At 59.0% G+C, this 18,174-nt stretch carries 15 protein-coding genes and 5 pseudogenes; all 20 read left to right on the forward strand.

Translation table 11 applies throughout. The features are described 5' to 3' along the window. The first annotated feature begins 52 nt into the window (after nucleotides 1-52). The 20 genes and pseudogenes from OMP38_RS24275 to recA all read left to right on the forward strand — a co-directional run bounded on the left by OMP38_RS24275 (nucleotide 53) and on the right by recA (nucleotide 18,101). Complete coding sequence (locus OMP38_RS24275) at nucleotides 53-1,732, forward strand: ribonuclease J (protein WP_090115774.1); 1,680 nt, start codon at nucleotides 53-55, stop codon at nucleotides 1,730-1,732. 243 nt (nucleotides 1,733-1,975) lie between these two features. After that, nucleotides 1,976-2,729, forward strand: a pseudogene (locus OMP38_RS24280) (ClpP family protease). A 14-nt stretch (nucleotides 2,730-2,743) separates the two neighbouring features. Then, complete coding sequence (locus OMP38_RS24285; protein WP_277567641.1) at nucleotides 2,744-3,148, forward strand: YlzJ-like family protein; 405 nt, start codon at nucleotides 2,744-2,746, stop codon at nucleotides 3,146-3,148. A 405-nt stretch (nucleotides 3,149-3,553) separates the two neighbouring features. Continuing rightward, the gene (locus tag OMP38_RS36670; protein WP_277567355.1) at nucleotides 3,554-3,898 is read left to right on the forward strand and encodes a hypothetical protein; all 345 of its coding nucleotides are present in this window, start codon (nucleotides 3,554-3,556) and stop codon (nucleotides 3,896-3,898) included. Then, nucleotides 3,828-5,774 (forward strand): DNA translocase FtsK, encoded by a 1,947-nt coding sequence (locus OMP38_RS24295; RefSeq protein WP_277567356.1) that lies wholly within the window; start codon nucleotides 3,828-3,830, stop codon nucleotides 5,772-5,774. The genes OMP38_RS36670 and OMP38_RS24295 overlap by 71 nt, the downstream gene beginning before the upstream one ends. A gap of 262 nt (nucleotides 5,775-6,036) precedes the next feature. Continuing rightward, a pseudogene (locus OMP38_RS24300) lies at nucleotides 6,037-7,204 on the forward strand (IS110 family RNA-guided transposase). 234 nt (nucleotides 7,205-7,438) lie between these two features. Beyond that, nucleotides 7,439-7,606 (forward strand): annotated as a pseudogene (locus tag OMP38_RS36195) (spore cortex-lytic enzyme); the annotation flags it as partial. A gap of 55 nt (nucleotides 7,607-7,661) precedes the next feature. After that, nucleotides 7,662-8,228: a spore cortex-lytic enzyme gene (gene sleB, locus OMP38_RS24310; RefSeq protein ID WP_420869745.1), complete on the forward strand. Its 567-nt coding sequence runs from the start codon at nucleotides 7,662-7,664 to the stop codon at nucleotides 8,226-8,228. Between the two features lie 90 nt (nucleotides 8,229-8,318). Beyond that, the gene (gene yfmF, locus OMP38_RS24315) at nucleotides 8,319-9,617 is read left to right on the forward strand and encodes an EF-P 5-aminopentanol modification-associated protein YfmF (RefSeq protein ID WP_277567358.1); all 1,299 of its coding nucleotides are present in this window, start codon (nucleotides 8,319-8,321) and stop codon (nucleotides 9,615-9,617) included. Then, the gene (gene yfmH / locus OMP38_RS24320; protein WP_277567359.1) at nucleotides 9,604-10,890 is read left to right on the forward strand and encodes an EF-P 5-aminopentanol modification-associated protein YfmH; all 1,287 of its coding nucleotides are present in this window, start codon (nucleotides 9,604-9,606) and stop codon (nucleotides 10,888-10,890) included. Before yfmF ends, yfmH begins: the two co-directional genes overlap by 14 nt. Next, nucleotides 10,887-11,660: an elongation factor P 5-aminopentanone reductase gene (ymfI, locus tag OMP38_RS24325; protein WP_277567360.1), complete on the forward strand. Its 774-nt coding sequence runs from the start codon at nucleotides 10,887-10,889 to the stop codon at nucleotides 11,658-11,660. Before yfmH ends, ymfI begins: the two co-directional genes overlap by 4 nt. Nucleotides 11,661-11,741: 81 nt before the next feature. Continuing rightward, the gene (locus OMP38_RS24330; RefSeq protein WP_090115780.1) at nucleotides 11,742-11,993 is read left to right on the forward strand and encodes a DUF3243 domain-containing protein; all 252 of its coding nucleotides are present in this window, start codon (nucleotides 11,742-11,744) and stop codon (nucleotides 11,991-11,993) included. A gap of 204 nt (nucleotides 11,994-12,197) precedes the next feature. Continuing rightward, nucleotides 12,198-12,968, forward strand: coding sequence for a DUF3388 domain-containing protein (locus tag OMP38_RS24335; RefSeq protein ID WP_277567361.1), 771 nt, complete (start codon nucleotides 12,198-12,200; stop codon nucleotides 12,966-12,968). A gap of 42 nt (nucleotides 12,969-13,010) precedes the next feature. After that, nucleotides 13,011-13,319, forward strand: a complete 309-nt coding sequence (locus tag OMP38_RS24340) for a helix-turn-helix domain-containing protein (protein ID WP_277567362.1) — start codon at nucleotides 13,011-13,013, stop codon at nucleotides 13,317-13,319. Between the two features lie 16 nt (nucleotides 13,320-13,335). Beyond that, nucleotides 13,336-13,887, forward strand: a complete 552-nt coding sequence (locus OMP38_RS24345) for a hypothetical protein (protein WP_277567363.1) — start codon at nucleotides 13,336-13,338, stop codon at nucleotides 13,885-13,887. Nucleotides 13,888-13,970: 83 nt separating this feature from the next. Next, the gene (locus OMP38_RS24350; RefSeq protein WP_177244254.1) at nucleotides 13,971-14,132 is read left to right on the forward strand and encodes a hypothetical protein; all 162 of its coding nucleotides are present in this window, start codon (nucleotides 13,971-13,973) and stop codon (nucleotides 14,130-14,132) included. A 145-nt stretch (nucleotides 14,133-14,277) separates the two neighbouring features. Further along, a pseudogene (locus OMP38_RS24355) lies at nucleotides 14,278-14,770 on the forward strand (YajQ family cyclic di-GMP-binding protein). Nucleotides 14,771-14,961: 191 nt separating this feature from the next. Next, nucleotides 14,962-15,579 (forward strand): CDP-diacylglycerol--glycerol-3-phosphate 3-phosphatidyltransferase, encoded by a 618-nt coding sequence (gene pgsA, locus OMP38_RS24360; protein WP_277567643.1) that lies wholly within the window; start codon nucleotides 14,962-14,964, stop codon nucleotides 15,577-15,579. Further along, nucleotides 15,576-16,830: pseudogene (locus OMP38_RS24365) on the forward strand (competence/damage-inducible protein A). The gene pgsA and the pseudogene OMP38_RS24365 overlap by 4 nt, the downstream one beginning before the upstream one ends. Before the next feature lie 215 nt (nucleotides 16,831-17,045). Then, nucleotides 17,046-18,101 (forward strand): recombinase RecA, encoded by a 1,056-nt coding sequence (recA, locus tag OMP38_RS24370; RefSeq protein WP_277567364.1) that lies wholly within the window; start codon nucleotides 17,046-17,048, stop codon nucleotides 18,099-18,101. The last annotated feature ends 73 nt before the right edge of the window (nucleotides 18,102-18,174 follow it).

The following is an 18,174-nucleotide window of genomic DNA, read 5'->3' on the forward strand; positions in this document are numbered from 1 at the left end:
TTGACAATTCCATAGATCGGGATCGTCGAATTATCGTAGGAGGTACTGAGACTTGTCCAAGAAAAACAGCACAGACAAATTATTGATTTACGCGCTTGGCGGTGTCGGCGAGATCGGGAAAAATATGTATGTCGTTCAATACGGGAACGATATCGTCGTCGTCGACGCAGGCCTAAAATTCCCGGAAGAAGAGATGCTCGGCATCGACGTCGTCATTCCGGACATTACCCACCTGCTGGAAAACCGCGAGAAGGTTCGCGGCATCCTCGTCACGCACGGTCACGAGGACCATATCGGCGGGCTTCCTTACGTATTGAAGCAGCTGAACGTGCCGATCTACGCTACGCGGCTGACGACCGGGCTGATCGAAAACAAGCTGAAGGAAGCGGGATTGCTCGGCGATACGAAGCGCATCTTGATCACCGCGGATTCGGAAGTGCAGATGGGCTCGATCAAGGCGACCTTTTTCCGCACGAACCACAGCATCCCGGACTCGGTCGGCGTTTGCCTCGAGACGCCTGAAGGCGTCGTCGTGCATACGGGCGACTTCAAGTTCGACCACACGCCGGTCAACGATCAATACGCGGACCTGCAGCGGATGGCCGAGATCGGCAAGCGCGGCGTGCTCGCGCTGCTGTCGGACAGCACCAACGCGGAGCGCCCCGGATTCACGCCGTCGGAGAGCAATATCGGCAAGGAATTCGAGGAGATCTTCCGCCGGGCGAAGCAACGCGTCGTCGTGGCTACGTTCGCTTCGAACGTCCATCGGGTCCAGCAGGTCATCAACGCAGCCGCCGAGACGCGCCGCAAGATGGCCGTCGTGGGCCGCAGCATGGTGAACGTCGTGACGATCGCTTCGGAGATGGGGTATCTTGACGTTCCCGAGGGCATGATCATCGAGCCCGAAGAAGTGAATAAGCTGCCGGCGGACCGCGTCGTGATTCTGTCGACGGGCAGCCAGGGCGAGCCGATGTCCGCGCTGTCGCGCATGGCGCGCTCGACGCACCGCAAGGTCGATATTCTCGCGGGCGATACGGTCATTATCTCGGCGACGCCGATTCCTGGCAACGAGAAATATGTCGGCCGTACGGTCGACGAGCTCATGCGTTTGGGTGCGCACGTCATTTACGGGCCCGGCTCCGTATCGGGCGTACACGTTTCCGGTCACGGCAGCCAGGAAGAGCTGAAGCTCATGCTCAACCTGATTCGTCCGCAGTACTTTATTCCGATTCACGGCGAATACCGGATGCTTCGCCATCATGCTCTGCTCGGCGAGTCGGTCGGCATCGAACGGGAGAACATCTTCCTGTGCGACATCGGCGACGTCGTCGAATTCCAGAACGGTACCGCGCGCAAGGCAGGCAAGATCCCTTCCGGCAACGTTCTAATCGACGGACTCGGCGTTGGCGACGTCGGTAACATCGTGCTTCGCGATCGCAAGCTGCTTTCCCAAGACGGCATACTGGTCGTAGTCGTGACGCTGTCCAAGCAGGACGGCACGATTCTGTCGGGACCGGACATCATTTCCCGCGGCTTCGTCTACGTGCGCGAATCCGAAGGCTTGCTTGAAGAGGCGAACCGGATCGTGACGGGCACGCTGCACAAGTTGATGAGCGACAACGTCAACGAGTGGGCTTCGCTGAAGACGAACGTGAAGGACGCGCTCGGGCGCTTCCTGTACGAGCAAACGAGAAGAAGACCGATGATCCTGCCGATCATCATGGAAGTATAAACGAAACCCCAAGCAACCCCTACACTCAAACCAAAGGCCGCTTCCCCGGGCATGTCCGGGCAGGCGGCCTTTTTTGGCGTTAACTTCGAATTTATTCATCGTGCAAGTCCAGCGTAAGGGACGTTCGGCTGGTAGCCGCGAATCGCATAATGTGCGTCTTAGCGTTCATACTATGTCGGACCGCCGTCGCCTGCGCCTCGCGCAGCGTGGCGGCAATGGAGGATTCGGGAAGGAAGTGGCAACTTGACGAACAACGAAGCGCCTCGCGTATCGGAGCAGCCCGCGACGCCCGACGAAGCGCGCAAAGGCTCGATGGCCGCGGAAAATATCGTCCAGCTCGGCACGACGAGTTTGCCGCAGGCGGAGTCGAACGTGTTTTGCCTTACGATCATCGGACAAGTCGAAGGCCATATGATGCTGCCTCCGCAAAATAAAACCACCAAGTACGAACATGTCATCCCGCAGCTGGTTGCCGCCGAGCAGAGCCCGAAGGTCGAAGGCTTGCTGATCGTGTTGAACACGGTCGGGGGCGACGTCGAGGCGGGTCTTGCGATCGCAGAGATGATCTCGTCGCTGTCGAAGCCGAAGGTGGCGGTCGTATTGGGCGGCGGCCACTCGATCGGCGTGCCGATCGCCGTCGCGGCCGATTATACGTTGATCGCGGAAAGCGCGACGATGACGATTCACCCGATCCGGATGAACGGCCTCGTCATCGGCGTTCCGCAGACGTTCGAATATTTGGACAAAATGCAGGAGCGAGTCGTCCGCTTCGTCACCAGGCACAGCCGAGTAGGGGAAGCGAAGTTTAAAGAACTGATGTTTAAAACCGGCGAGCTCGCCCGCGATATCGGCACGACGGTCGTCGGTCCGGACGCCGTGTCGTTCGGCTTGATCGACGCGATCGGGGGGGATCGGCGAGGCGCTGCGCGAGCTCAACCGGCGGATCGCGGAGCGCAAGCTGGCGTTTGCCGCGCCTCAAGGAGGCGAGGTGCAATGACGCTGTATACGCCAATGCCGCTGGAACTGGTGCTCGAGGGGTGGAGCGACGGACAAGAGCCGATGATCGAGGTGGAATATGGCGCGCTGCGCATGCTTTTGACGCCGGTCGCCCCTGGCGTGGGGAAGCTCGTGCGTCTCGTCGCCGCGCCGCTGAACGCTTACCTGCTTCCGGCATTCGAGCCGGGCAAGCTCATTTACTTCGGCGCGGCCCCGTCGAATGCGGCAGCGGGAACGCCGGCGATCGAGGACGGGGAACGGGGACTTCAGACCGCCGAACGGCCGATGTTCGGCTCATGCTACGCTTCGGTAAACTATGGTATAATGGGTGACCGGAGGTGGCGGAGTTGGCCAAGCGCAAACGAAAAAAAGATACGCTGGGCGCAAGCCTCAAATACGAGATTTACGGCATTTTGCTGATTACGATATCCGTCATCGCGATGTACGGCGAAGCGGCGGGCGGACGTTCGCTTTCCAAGCTGTTCGGATATTTGCTCGGCAAGTTTTATTTTTTGCTGCCGATCGCGGGCATCTGGCTCGGACTTCACGTGATGATCCGCAGAGCCTGGCCGCGCGGCTGGACGATCCGCCGGAGCGGATTCGTCATGGTCTGCTGCGGCTTGACGCTGCTGAGCTCCATGAGCTTCGTCGATTCGAGGCTCGGCCCGCTTGAAGCGATTCGCCCCTCGGCGATCTTCAGCCAGACGACGCATCAGCTTTACGAGCAACTGTGGAACGCGCCGATCGAAAACGAAGCCCGGATTACCGGAAAAGATATCGGCGGCGGGCTGCTCGGGGCGATGCAATATTCGATTTTTTTATTGGTTGTTCGGCTATTACGGCGCGAAGTTCGTCTTAATCGTCGAGTTCGTCATCGCCTTCATGCTGCTGACGAATCGTTCCTACGTAGATATGATGAAGGGCATCCGCACGTTCGGCAAGCGCCTGCTGCCGTTGCTCGCGCAGCGCCTGTCCGGCGGCCGCAAGCTCGCAAAAGCCAAGGCGGTGCCGGTCAAGTCCAGGTCGAAAAAAGGCCAGGTCGCTGCGGCGATGGCTACGATCGGCGACGACGATTTTCAGGAGGAGCCGGTTACAAGCAATGCCGACGCGAAAAAAACCCTACTTCTTCCAGCTTTTTCACGGCAAGCCCGTTGGCACGGAGTCGGCTGAACCCGACGATATGGACGGCGAACCCGCGCTTTATCCGTCCTCGCCCGCTGTCAACATTGCGGCTCGGCCCGAGGGACGCGGCAAAAGCAAGAAGAAGGAAGCGGAGCCGGCATTCGTTCCGGTCGAGGAGCCGGTTGTTCAAGCGCCTTACATAGAGCCCGACGACGCCTGGGAACCGGCGCCCGCTCAGCCCGATCCGGGTCCGCGTTTCCATGATTTCGCCGATCAAGTGCCTTCCTTCGAAGAAGCGGACGAGGCGGCATGGACCCAATCCGAGTTGGAGCTGGACGGTCCGGCTGGCGCCGATGCTGAACATGGAGCAGTTGAATTACCGGACATGCCTGACGGCGTAGCCACTCCTGCGCAGGCAGCCGCGACAGGAGCAGCGGTCGCCGCCGTCGCGGACGGTGCTGCAGCGACGGCGGCGACGGCGCCGGTCAAGCCCAAACGGGTGTACCGGATGCCGCCGATCCACCTGCTCGGCAAGCCCCAAGGCGGAGGCAAAGGCGGCGCAGGCGACGGCGGGCGGGAAGTGGCTCGCAAGCTGGAGGCGACGCTCGAGAGCTTCGGCGTACGCGCGAAGGTGCTCGACGTGGCGAGAGGCCCCGCGGTCACGCGCTACGAGCTGCAGCCCGACGTCGGCGTCAAGGTCAGCCGAATCGTCAGCCTGACGGACGATATTGCCTTGGCGTTAGCCGCGAAGGATATCCGGATGGAAGCGCCGATCCCCGGCAAGTCTGCCATCGGCATCGAGGTGCCGAACAACGAGGTCAGCGTCGTGACGCTGCGCGAAGTGCTGGAGACGCCGACCTTTCAGGAGGCGCCGAGCAAGCTGACGATCGCCTTCGGCAGAGACATCTCCGGTCAGCCGATCGTCGGCAACCTCGCCCGCATGCCCCATATGCTCGTGGCGGGCGCGACGGGATCAGGCAAGTCGGTGTGCATCAACGGGATCATTACCAGCTTGTTATATAAGGCGAAGCCTGACGAAGTGAAGTTTCTGATGATCGACCCCAAAATGGTCGAGCTTAACGTCTACAACGGCATCCCGCATCTGCTCGCGCCGGTCGTGACGGATCCGCGGCGCGCATCGCTCGCGCTGAAGAAGATCGTCGTCGAGATGGAAAAGCGCTACGAGAAATTTTCCAAGTCCGGCACGAGAAATATCGAAGGCTACAACAACCTGATGCTGAGCGGGGACAACCCCGACGGCGTACTGCCGTATATCGTCGTCATCGTAGACGAGCTTGCGGACCTGATGATGGTGGCGGCCGGCGACGTCGAGGACGCGATCTGCCGTCTCGCGCAGATGGCGCGAGCGGCCGGCATCCATCTGATCATCGCGACGCAGCGTCCTTCGGTCGACGTCATCACCGGCGTCATCAAGGCGAACATCCCGAGCCGGATCGCATTCGGCGTATCTTCGCAAGTGGACTCCCGTACGATTCTCGACATGGTCGGGGCGGAAAAGCTGCTCGGTCGGGGAGACATGCTGTTCCTGCCGATGGGCGCTTCCAAGCCGATTCGCGTGCAAGGCGCGTTCCTGTCGGACAACGAGGTCGAAGCCGTCGTCGCTTATTCCCGCGGCCAAGCCGAAGCGGAGTACAACGAGGAGCTCGTGCCGGAGATCGAGGAATCGGACGATGTGGCGGACAACGAACAGCTCGACGAGCTGTTCGATCAGGCGGTCGGCATCGTGCTCGAGGCCAAGCAGGCATCGGTGTCGCTGCTGCAGCGCCGCATGCGCATCGGCTACACGCGGGCGGCGCGCCTGATCGACTCGATGGAGGCGAGAGGCGTCGTCGGTCCTTACGAGGGCAGCAAGCCCAGAGAAGTGCTCGTCACGCTCGAACAATTTCAACAGCGCTCCTCCTGACGCGTCGGGAGGGCGTTTTTTTCGTATTATCAGGTCAGCCAGAATTTCTGGTTGGCCTTTTTACATGGCCGGTTTAAGATGGCGGTAGCCGGGAGAACGAGGGCGTTTTTGGGGAGTTTTACCCCGTCGCAAAAACTGTTCTCCCACTACCCCCAATGACCATGTTTGAGCTGGTTGAGGCATTTGGACCTCGCATCACAAGCGAAGCTGTGGGATTGGAACCATCGTGGGAATGCCGGCTACGATTGTAGGAGGAGATGACATGAGACCGGTTGTCGGAGTGGATGTGGCGAAAGGGACAAGCATGCTCCAAGCGTTTACGGATCGGAACAAGCCGTACAGTAAGATTATCAGCATCACGCATACGGAGGAAGGGTGCGAGCGATTAGGAGGCTTGCTGGAGGAATTACGACAGATAACGAAGCTGGAGCCTGCGGTGGTGTTGGAAGCGACGGGGCATTACCATCGCAGTCTGGTTGCCTATTTGGAACGTGAAGGATATTGCCACTACATCGTGAATCCTCTGCAATCCAAACGTGCCAAGGGGACACAGCTGCGAAAGGTGAAGACGGACGCGGTGGATGCCTGGCATCTGGCCGAGATGTTCTACCGCGGGGATGTTAAGCCGCACCGAGCATGGAACGAGGAGATGACAGAACTGCAACATCTGACGCGGCAGCACGAGTTTATGACGTCTCTGCTCGTTCAAGCCAAACTGAATGCCAGGGCCCTGCTTGACCAGGTATGTCCAGCTTACGAGGACGTTTTCTATAACCTGTTCTCCTCAACCTCTTTACATGTCCTACGCTATAGGTTAAGCGGTGGCACCATCACGGTTGAAACGATTCGGGAAACAGCCGGCTCTTCACACGGAAAAGCATGGGTGCAGGCAAAAGCAGAGCAAATACAAGCTTTGCCTCCTCTGAGCCAGTCAAGCAAAGCGCAGCAGACAGCTCTGCTATGTATGGTGGAAACGATACTCGCTCAGCAAGAACAGCTTCGCCAACTTGAGAATGCCATCGAGGAGACGGCGCTGACGCTTCCGGAAGTGGAGCTGCTGAAGACGATTCCCGGCGTGGGGGATAAACTTGCGGCTGCCATTGCGGCGGAGATCGGGGGATGCGGCTCAATTTAAGGACCCCAAGAAACTTGTCGCCTATGCGGGTCTTGATCCAGGTGTGCACAGCTCGGGGAAGTTCACGGCCAGCAGCAGCCGTATTTCGAAAAGGGGTTCCAAACGCTTACGCAGAGCGCTGTATGTCGCTGTGCAGTGCGGGCTTAGAAAGGGTGTAAACGAACGGCTAAAAGCCTATTACGACAAGAAAAGGAAAGAGGGCAAGCCCTACAAGGTAGTCGTGATCGCTTGCGCCAACAAGCTTTTGCATCACGTCCATGCCATCCTCGTAAAAGGCGAGCCCTACAAAGCCTAAATTCCATATTCACCCAGAAGTATCCGCGCCAACGGAGGCTTCTTTGTGTTAGTTCAAAAACAGTATAGCAATAACGATGCCGCAATCCAACCACATAGGGTTGACAAACATTAGCTGGTTTTTGTCCATGAATAGCCATCCATGACCTTCCTCATACTAACCTCAAGCATGCCCGCGGCCCCATCGGAGCAGCGCGCACGAATCACGATAAATGAGAGGAAGGCGTGAATGAAGATGCGCTATCGTTTAGTAATTTTGACCGTGTGCCTCGTCTGCTGCCTCTTCGGTCTGTATACGCTGAACCGGCTCGACAAGCCGCATGCCGCGCGCGAAGCGTTCAGCAGTGCCGTCATCAAGAGCGGCGCAACGGGCAAAGACGTATACGAGCTGCAAGGAAGACTTAAGTACTTAGGCTATTACAGCGGAATAGTGGACGGGAACTTCGGGGGAGACTACGCTGAATTCCGTCAAGTGGTTCCAGTGGAAGTTCGGCATGAAGGCGGACGGCGTCGTCGGCGGCAAAACGAAGCTGAAGCTTTGGGAAGCGACGAAGGACTGGAAGCCGAACGCGTCCAACCTTGGCAAGGAAACGGAGCCGAACCAAAGCGCGAACGCAGGCAATGGCGCCTCGAACGAGGCCAACCTGCCTGCGTCGAACGACATGGGCTTGTCGGCCAACGATCTGAAGCTGATGGCCAACGCCGTGTACGGCGAATCGCGCGGCGAACCGTACGAAGGGCAGGTCGCGGTAGCAGCGGTCATCTTGAATCGGGTGCGCGCCTCGGAGTTTCCCAACACCGTATCAGGCGTCATCTTCCAGCCAGGCGCCTTCACTGCGGTGGCGGACGGGCAGATCTATCTGACGCCGAACGAGACTGCGGCCAAGGCCGTCAAAGACGCGTTATCCGGCTGGGATCCGACGGACGGCTGCCTGTACTATTTCAACCCCAAGACAGCGACCTCGAAGTGGATCTGGTCGAGACCCCAGTACAAGACGATCGGGCAACATATTTTTTGCAATTGACCCGCTTTTTGTGCCGCGCCTTATTTGCTTCGGGCTTGACCATGCGCTAGAATGGGCTTGAATCCAGAATCAGGGAAGGGATCTGAGGCCTTGCAGACTGAAGTGTTCCAGCGCGGCGCAGTCGGCCGGATGCGCGTCCACGTATTGCCGACCACCCGATTCAAAACCTTTTCATTGTCGCTTTTCGCGGGCGTGCCGCTCGAAGAATCGCGCGTCACGCCGGTCGCGCTCGTGCCGTTCGTGCTTCGCCGGGGCACCCGTTCCTATCCGGAGACGATTCAGTTCCGCGAGCGACTAGACGAACTTTACGGCGCCGGCTTCGGCTTCGATATTTACAAGCGGGGCGACTATCAGATCGTTCAATTTCGCCTCGATATCATTAACGACGCGTTCGTCTCCTCAAGCCAGTCCTTGTTGGAGGAGGCGCTCCGTTTTCTAGGCGAGGCGCTGACGGAGCCGGCGCTTGAGAGCGGCGCGTTCACCGCCAAGTATGTCGAATCGGAAAAAACGACCGTGCAAAAGCGGATCGAGTCCATCATCAACGATAAAATCCGCTACGCGGCAGAACGGTGCCTAGAGGAAATGTGCAGAAACGAGCCTTACAGGCTGCTCGCGCTCGGACGCAAGGAGGAACTGCCGCATATCACGCCGGCCTCCTTGTACGAGAGCTACCGTAAATGGCTGGACGAAGCCGTGTTCGACCTGTACGTGTCCGGCGATACGTCGCTTGAACAAGTGTCCGCGTGGGCGGGGCAGTACTTCAAACTCCCGGACGGACAGCCGGGTACCTACAGCGCTGCCGAGATCAAGCCCGCATCGGAAGCGCCCCGCACGGTCGTCGAGCGGCTCGACGTCGGGCAAGGCAAGCTCAATCTCGGACTTCGGACCGGGATCGCCTATTCCGACGACCGCTACCCGGATTTGCTCGTATACAATGGCATATTGGGCGCTTTTCCGCACTCCAAGCTCTTTATTCACGTGCGCGAAAAAGCCAGCCTCGCCTACTACGCTTCGTCGCGTCTCGACGGCCATAAAGGCTTGCTCACGATTCAGTCGGGCATCGAGATCGCGAACTACGAACGCGCGCTGGACATTATCCGCGAGCAGCTCGACGAGATGCGCGCAGGCAATATCGAAGAGCAGGAGCTGTCCAAGACGAAGGCGATGCTCGTCAACCAGCTGCGCGAGATTCAGGACTCGGCATTCGAGCGGATCGCATTCGATTACAACGGCGTCGTATCGGGCAAGCAGCGCAGCGCGGACGAACTGATCGCGGCGATCGAATCCGTGACGGCAGACAAGGCCGCGGCGATCGCCGGGAACGTCGGACTGGATACGATCTACTTCCTGCGCGACCTGAAGGAGGAGGCGGCCCATGTCCAAGCTTGACTATCCGAAGCTGCAGGAGACGCTTTATCGCGAGGTGCTGGACAACGGCCTCGAGGTGTTCGTTCTGCCTAAGCCCGGCTTTACGAAGACGTACGCGACCTTTACGACCAAATACGGCTCGGTAGACAACCATTTCCGTCCCGAAGGACAGGAAGCGCGTGCCGTACCCGACGGCATCGCCCATTTCCTCGAGCACAAAATGTTCGAAGAGCCCGAAGGCGACGTCTTTTCGCGCTTCGCCGAGCAGGGCGCATCGGCCAACGCGTTTACGAGCTTCGACCGTACGTCTTATTTATTTTCGACGGCGGGAGAACCGCTCGAGAGCCTGGATACGCTGCTCGATTTCGTGCAGAATCCGTACTTCACGGACGAGAACGTGGAAAAAGAAAAAGGCATTATCGTCCAGGAAATCAACATGTACAAGGACAATGCGGACTGGCGCGTCTACTTCGGCTTGATCGAAGCGCTGTATGCGAAGCACCCCGTGCATATCGACATTGCCGGCACGGAGCAATCCGTTCGATCGATTACGAAGGAACAGCTGTACGACTGCTACCGAACCTTTTATCATCCGTCCAACATGACGCTGTTCGTCGTGGGCGGGATCGATCCCGAGGAAACGCTCGTGCGCGTTCGTCGCAACCAGGCACGCAAGACATTCGCGCCCGGCGGAGAAATCGAGCGTCTGTTCGAAGTCGAGCCGTCCGGCGTTCGAGAAGCGCGTCGCGTCGTCAAGCTGCCGGTGTCGCTTCCCAAGTGCATGATCGGCTTCAAAGAGTCGGGGCCGTTCCCCGAAGGGGAAGAAGGCATCCGCAGGGAACTCGCGGCCAAGCTCATGCTCGACGTACTGATCGGCTCCAGCTCGCCGGTTTATCAGCTTCTATATGACGACAATCTCATCTCCGACAGCTTCGGTCACGAATACAATACGGGCCCGGGCTACGCCTTTACGGTTATCGGCGGAGACACCAGGGATCCGGACGAACTGCTCGCGCGCGTCGTCGCAGCGATCGACGAGGCGATTCGGGACGGTCTGCCGCAAGCCTCGTTCGAACGAACCCGCGCAAAGAAGATCGGCGCTTATCTTCGCATGCTGAACAGTCCGGAAGCGATTGCGGGCGAATTCACCCGGTACCGCTTCAAGGGCGGGGATCTGTTCGACGTCGTGCGCCTGTACGAGAGCATCACGCTTGAAGATGTGCACGAACGGCTTCGTCTGCTGGCGGACACTGGCCGCAGGTCCGTCTGCATCGTCCGGTCGGATACCGAGTGACGAATGAACGGCAAGGGTCAAGCGCGCGTTTGTCGCCTTACTGCGCGCTTGTCACCGGCGCTTCCCGGGGAATCGGTGCGGCCGTCGCCCGCAGGATGGCCAGGGAAGGCGCGGGCGTGATCGTGCATTATCACCGGTCGCGCGAGCGCGCCGAAGCAGTCGCGGCCGAGTGCCTGTCGCTGGGCGCCCCGTTCGCGGAAGTGGCCGCCGCCGATGTCCGGCTAAGCTCCGATATCGCCGCGCTCAAGCGCGCTCTCGAGCACGCGGGCCGCATGCCGGACATTCTGGTACATGCGGCCGGCACGGCGCACTACGGCCTGCTGGAGGATCTGGAGGAGGACGAGTGGGACGATATTCAGCACGTCCACCTCAAAGCCGCGTACGGCCTGGCCAAGCGCTTCGGGCCGACGATGTCCTGGCGTCGGCACGGCCGGATCGTGCACGTCAGCAGCGTCTGGGGCGTCGTCGGAGCTGCGGGCGAAGCCGCTTATTCCGCGGCCAAGGGCGGGTTGAACGGATTAACCAAAGCGCTGGCGCGGGAGATGGCTTTTGCGGGCGTCACGGTAAATGCCGTCGCGCCGGGTCTCGTCGAGACGGACATGCTGGCGGAGCTGGATCGTTCGGAGCTGGAGGAACTTCGTGAGGCGGTCCCGATGAAGCGGTTCGCGGATCCGGACGAGGTGGCCGAGCTCGTTCGCTTTTTGACGCTTGGCGACGCCGGATATATTACGGGGCAGATCATCGGCCTCACCGGCGGATGGCGAATGTAGCGGCAGGCCGTTCCGAATAAGGCGAGGAGGCGAAGGGCATCCTATCAGTGCATTGATCTCACCCATCAAGGAGGCTGTCGGATGTCTACCGTGCTGAGCAACTTTGAGTCCTGGAAAAAATTTCTGGGCGACCGGATCGAGGCCGCTAAGGACTTGGGGATCGGCGAAGACGCGATTGCCAAGCTCGCGTACGAGATCGGCGAATTCCTGGACAACAAAGTCGACCCGAAAAACGAAGAACAACGCGTCCTGAAGGAGCTTTGGGACGTCGGCGACGAATCCGAACGCAAGACGATGGCCGCGCTTATGGTCAAGCTCGCTAAGCATAGCTGAGCTGGGCGACGGACGGGAAGGAAGGCTCTGCCGATCGAAGGCGGAGCCTTCTTTATTTCTGTTTATGCTTGCGCGCGGCGAATTCTTTTCGAGCGAGGGGAACGATGGCTTGTAGGACTTTAGTAGGAATCTTTTGCTGACTTTTGCAGGAGCGGGCCCACCGTTGTAGAATGAAGTTTGAAGGAAACGGCGACGAGGTGTCTAATGAATACGAAACAGTGGTATATGGAATATAAGATACATAAAAACCGTCCGGGTCTGCTCGGAGACATTGCGTCTCTGCTCGGCATGCTCGAAGTGAATATCCTGACCATCAACGGCGTCGAAGACCGGACACGGGGCATGCTGCTGCAGACCGACGACGACGAAAAGATCGAGCTGCTCGGGAAAATGCTGGCCAAGGTCGAAAATATATCGATCGTGACGCTGCGTCCGCCGCGGCTGACGGATATTCTGGCCGTCCGCCACGGAAGATATATCGAGCGGGATTCGGACGACCGCAAGACGTTCCGCTTCACGCGGGACGAACTCGGTTTGCTGGTCGACTTTCTCGGCGAGCTCTTCAAGCAAGAAGGGAACCAGACGATCGGGCTTCGCGGCATGCCGCGCGTCGGGAAGACCGAATCGATCATCGCGGGCAGCGTATGCGCGAACAAGCGCTGGGCGTTCGTATCCTCGACGCTGCTCCGGCAGACGGTTCGCAGCCAGCTGTCCGAAGAGGAGATGAACCCGCACAACGTGTTCATCATCGACGGCATCGTGAGCACGATCCGTTCGAACGACAAGCATTACAGTTTGCTGCAGGACATTATGGCGATGCCTTCTACGAAGGTGATCGAGCACCCCGACATTTTCGTCCGCGAATCGAGCTTCGACTACGACGTATTCGATTGCATCGTCGAGCTGCGCAATACGCCCGACGAGGAGATCACGTACGAGAACTTTACGACCGCGGGCCTTGACGGCGGCTTTTGACGAATTTGAGCAGATCCTAATGGAAACGGCAGGAGGTGAAGTTTGTGTCTGATCTGGGATTGCTGCTTCGCAAGGCGAGGGAGCAACGGGGGGTATACCCTCGACGACATCCAGGAAATTACGAAAATACGCAAACGCTACCTTGAAGCCATCGAATCCGGCGATTATAAAGTGCTTCCTGGATCGTTCTACGTTCGCGCCTTCGTCAAGACGTATGCCGAGACGGTAGGCCTGGACGCCGAAGAAGTGCTTCGTCTTTATCAAAAAAGAATTGCCGAAGGCGCCGGCGACCGAAGCGGGCGCGCCGGAGCCTTCTTATATACAGCCCAAGAGCCGGAGAGTCCAGCATAACGATCGGGTCGGCAAAGTGGTCGTCACCTTGCTCATGTGGCTGTTCCCGATCTTGATCGCAGTTGTGATATACGTCTATTACGCCAACAACAAGACGGAGACGAACAAGCCGTCGGAGACGACGCCACCTTCGCTTACGACGGAGACGGCGATGCCTTCGTCCGCTGCGACGCCTACGCCTACGCCCACCGCGACGCCGACGCCGACGCCGACGCCGCCGCAGACGACCGTCACGTTCCGGGAGAAAAAGAACAGCCGCTATTATTTCGACGTCTCCCCGGCGGGCACGCACCAGTTGAAGATTTCGTTCCCCGGCGGGAAGAGCTGGGTCGGCGTGAATGAGAATAACTCGTCCGGCAAGTCGATTTACGGGGCGACGCCGGACCAGAGCGAGGAGTTGACGTTCGAGCTCGGCGAGACGCCTTTGTACGTGAACCTGGGCTTCGCCAAAGGCGCGCTGATCGAGATCGACGGCATCGCCGTCGACGACGAGGACGTTCCGGGCCGCAGAAGATTCATTTTCACGGTGACGGACGGCACGGGCCAACCGGCGACTCCGACGCCTTAACCTCCTATAGTGACGCATATTCGCTAACCTGAAGAGACACGCTAATGTAAGCAACGGATACGCTAGCATGGAGGTTGTCGCAAATGGCAGTCAGTTGGATCGTGGTCGCGGTCGGCGTGGTGGTCAGCCTGCTGGGCTGGTTGATGACGCCGAGCGCTTGGGGTTATGGCATTTTGGGCTTCGGGCTCGCCTGGATCGTGCTCGGTTTGCTCGATTTGTTTCGCGAGCCGGCCCGCGGCAGATAGTCCGAACCGAGGAGGAGAATGAGCGCGAATCGCACTCATTCTCTTTTTTTGCGGCGCGGAATCCGCTCCTGCTTGTCGTCTTGGAATCCCCGCTTCATTTCGTTTATAATGTACACAATCGATGATAAGGAAAGGAAGACTACATATGGCATCCGAGTATTCGTTCGACATCGTGTCCAAGGTCGAGCTTCAAGAAGTGAGCAACGCCGTTCAGCAGGCGGTAAAGGAAATCGAGACCCGGTTCGACTTTAAAGGGAGCAAGAGCAGCATCGCGCTCGAAGGCGAAGCGCTGAACGTCGCGTCGGACGACGAGTACCGGCTGAAGAGCGTCATCGACATTTTGCAGAGCAAGCTGATCAAGCGCGGCGTGCCGATTCGCAATTTGGACTACGGCAAGATCGAGCCCGCGTCCGGCAGCACCGTTCGTCAGAATATCAAACTCAAACAGGGCGTCGACCAGGAAAACGCGAAAAAAAATCAATATTCTGATTCGCGATTCCAAGTTGAAGGTAAAAAGCCAGATCCAGGGCGATCAGCTTCGCGTGACGGGCAAGAGCAAGGACGATCTCCAAGCGATCATGTCGCTGCTGAAAGGCGCGGATCTGCCGCTCGAGCTTCAATTTACGAACTACCGCTAACGGCGAGCATGCATGATTCGTCAAATTTTGACACTTCGGCGAGGCTTCATTTATACTGACTTGAACATTTAATCTGGCGAAAAACCTGGGGGAAGTCATTCATGGTAGAGACAGTCCGCGGACAATTGCTCCGCAACTCGCACCGTACCGCGCCCGAGCGCGGCCGGCATGACGATGGGGGAGGTGTCCGCATGAATCTGGCGAATCGAATCACGCTCGTTCGTATCTTCCTCGTTCCGATTATGACCTTTTTCTTGCTGATCAAGCTGGATGTGTCTCCGCTCACCATCGGCGACTATTCGATTTCCTACAATCAGGTGTTCGCGCTGCTCTTGTTCATCATCGCCGCGAGCACGGACGGTCTCGACGGCTACATCGCCCGCAAGCACAAGATCGTCACGAACCTCGGCAAGCTGCTCGACCCGCTCGCGGACAAGCTGCTCGTGGCGGCCGTCCTGATTTCGCTCGTCGAGATGGGCAAGCTGGACGCTTGGGTCGCCATCGTCATCATCAGCCGCGAATGGGCGGTCACGGGCCTGCGCCAGGTCGCCTTGCTTGAAGGCGCCGTGCTCGCCGCCAGCAAATGGGGCAAGTGGAAAACCGCGATCCAAATCGCGATGATCATCGTGCTGCTGTTGAACAACTTCCCGTTCACCTATTTGCATTTCCCGCTTGACACGATCGCCGTCTGGGCCGCTGCAGCCATCACGGTATACTCGGGCATCGATTACTTCATTAAAAACAAAAATCTCATCCCGCTGTCCGATCCACCGGCCGGTGAAGGCAAGAAGGGGCGACCAGGCGCATGAGAGCGGAGATTATCGCGGTCGGAACGGAATTGCTGCTCGGCCAGATCGTCAACACGAACGCGCAATTTTTGTCGCAGCGCCTTGCGGAACTCGGGGTCGACGTTTACTTTCAGACGGTCGTCGGGGACAATGAAGAACGTCTGAAGCAAGCGATCGCCATCGCCGAGTCGCGGGCCGACCTCATTGTATTTACCGGCGGTCTTGGGCCGACGATGGACGACCTGACGCGCGATGCGCTGGCCGCCCATCTGGGCGTCGGCATAGAAATGCACGAGCCAACGCTTGCCAAGATCGAAGCGATGTTTGCCGGCAGGTCGCCTTCGCTCATCGAGATCAACCGCCGCCAGGCGATGCTCGTGGAGGGCGCTTCGCCGCTCCGCAACGACGCGGGCCTCGCCGTCGGCAGCGCGCTCGCGTCGGGCGGCACGCTTTATATGCTGCTGCCGGGACCGCCGCGAGAGATGAAGCCGATGTTCCTGAACGACGGGACCGCCTGGCTGAAGGAAAAGCTCGGCGATGCGGGGGGCACTTCACTCGGCCATGCTTCGCTTCTGCGGGATCGGCGAATCCGCGCTAGAGGAGCTCTACAAGGATTTGATCGAGGCGCAGACCGATCCGACCCTCGCTACGTATGCGAAGGAAGGCGAGGTCGTGCTTCGCGTGTCCACGAAGGCCGCCGGGGCCGAAGAGGCGCTTGCGAGGCTTGCGCCGACGCTTCAGGAGATTCGCAGGCGCGGCGAACGCTATCTGTATTCGGAGAGCGACGTGGCGCTCGAGACCGAAGTCATCCGGCTGCTCGCGGAACAGCGTCGGACGATCTCGTGCGCGGAGAGCTGCACGGGCGGACTGATCGCGACGCTGCTCACGACGGTGCCGGGCAGCGCGGACGCTTTTCTCGGCGGCGTGGTGAGCTACAGCAATCCCGTGAAGCGGGACCTGCTTGGCGTCGATCCGGCGCTGCTGGAGGGCGAAGGCGCGCCGGGGGCGGTCAGCGAAGAGACGGCGAGGGCGATGGCTGAAGGCATCCGCCTGGCGACCGACACGGATCTGGCGTTGTCGGTTACCGGCGTGGCGGGGCCGGCTTCCTCCGAAGGCAAACCTGTAGGGCTTGTTTATATCGGTATTGCCGAACGGGGTAAACCCGCACGCGCGGAGAAGCTCCAGCTGCAAGGGGACCGCGAAGGCATCCGGATCCGGGCGGCGAAGCGAGCGTTGTACTTGGCTTGGCTGCGGTTAACCGGCAAGGATTGACAGCTCTCTCAATCGCGATTCGCTAGAAAGCAAGCTTGCGCCAATAGTCGAATTATGATAGATTGAATAGGAAAGTTGCGGAAGAACCGTAGCGAAGAATACTTTGCTACGGTTCTTTTTTTGGAAGTTTTTCGAACAAATGTTCGTAAAAAGCTTGGCAAACGGTTCGTAAAAAAGTTATAATATAACTATCAAAAGATAAGGATGTGGGTGTGTTGTCCGATCGTCGCGCCGCATTAGAGATGGCATTGCGCCAGATTGAAAAGCAATTCGGCAAGGGCTCGATCATGAAGCTGGGAGAGCAAACCAACCTCCAAGTCGAGACATATTCCAGCGGAGCGCTGGCTTTGGATATCGCCCTCGGGATCGGCGGATTCCCGCGGGGCCGGATTATTGAAGTTTACGGACCGGAATCTTCCGGTAAGACGACCGTCGCCCTGCACGCGATCGCCGAGGTACAAAGGGCCGGCGGACAAGCTGCCTTTATCGACGCAGAGCATGCGCTCGATCCGATGTATGCCCGCAACCTGGGCGTCAACATCGACGAGCTGCTGCTGAGCCAGCCGGATACCGGCGAGCAAGCGCTGGAGATCGCCGAAGCGCTCGTGCGCAGCGGCGCGGTGGACATCGTCGTCGTGGACTCGGTCGCGGCGCTCGTGCCGAAGGCGGAGATCGAGGGCGACATGGGCGACTCGTTCGTCGGCCTGCAGGCTCGCTTGATGTCGCAGGCGATGCGCAAGCTGTCGGGCGCCATCAGCAAGTCGAAGTCGATCGCGATCTTCATCAACCAGCTTCGCGAGAAGGTCGGCGTCATGTTCGGCAATCCCGAGACGACGCCAGGCGGCCGCGCGCTCAAGTTCTACGCCAGCGTGCGTCTGGACGTGCGCCGGATCGAATCGATCAAGCAGGGCAATGATGTCGTGGGCAACCGGACGCGCATCAAGGTCGTGAAGAATAAGGTCGCTCCGCCGTTCAAGCAGGCAGAGGTCGACATCATGTACGGCGAAGGCATTTCGCGTGAAGGCAGCATCATCGATATCGGCGTCGAGCTGGACATCGTGCAGAAGAGCGGCGCATGGTTCTCCTTCAATGGCGAGCGCCTTGGACAAGGCCGGGAAAATTCCAAGCAGTTCCTGAAGGACCATGCGGAGCTGTGCGGTCAGATTGAACGGCAGATTCGGGAGGCTACGCTGAACGAGGTTGCCGTGGCTGCCCGTACGAACGCCGCGGAGCCGGACGACGAGGAAGAGCCGGATTTCGAGAACGAATAATAGGCACAGCTTAAGGGCGTCCGCAGCTGCGGATGCCTTTTTTGGACATATGCGGTTAATAACGGCAGCAGCA

The organism is Cohnella ginsengisoli (assembly GCF_029525555.1).
GTDB classification, from domain to species: Bacteria; Bacillota; Bacilli; order Paenibacillales; family Paenibacillaceae; genus Cohnella; species Cohnella ginsengisoli.